Here is a 584-nt window from a genome sequence, read left to right on the forward strand (position 1 = left end):
CCGGTGGAGGGCTCCTTCGTGGACGAGGCCCTGCGGGACACCCACAGCGACCGCCTGTTCCAGGTCCGGCTCCGGGATGGCCGCACGGCCTTTGTGTACACCCTGATCGAACACAAATCCTGGGTGGACCCGGGCCTGCCTCTGCAGCTGATGGGCTACCGGCACCGCATCTGGACCCGTCACGCCCAGGGCCAACCCGAGCGCCTGCGCCATCTCCCGCCGATCATCACCCTGGTGGTCTACCACGGCGCCCGCACCTGGAACGTGCCCACGACCCTGATGGACTGCATCGATGCCGATGGGGAGCTTCTGGCATTGCAACGGGACGGCCGCTACGAGGTCAAAGACCTGACGGCGGCGCGGCCGGACTACGCGGCCCTGTCCACGCATCCCTTGTTGCGCGCGGGACTGGCCGCCCTGGCCTGGGCCTATGTGGAAGGGCTCAAGCCCGAGGCCCTGGCCCAATTGCTGCGGGACCTGCCCGACGACCACCCGCTGACGCTGCAGATCTTGCGCTACATCGTGCGGGTACACACAATGACCGAAGACGAATTCAAGCAGGGTATGGCCCTGGCCAAACCCCA

Annotated in this window: 1 protein-coding gene; it reads left to right on the top strand. The window is 67.1% G+C overall.

Going from position 1 to position 584, the window contains the following annotated elements:
* Positions 1-584: Rpn family recombination-promoting nuclease/putative transposase (locus CKO33_RS13185; protein ID WP_200182686.1), on the top strand; the 584-nt coding region annotated here is incomplete at both ends.

Origin of the sequence: Ectothiorhodospira mobilis (assembly GCF_016584115.1) — a bacterium.
Lineage (GTDB): Bacteria > Pseudomonadota > Gammaproteobacteria > Ectothiorhodospirales > Ectothiorhodospiraceae > Ectothiorhodospira > Ectothiorhodospira mobilis.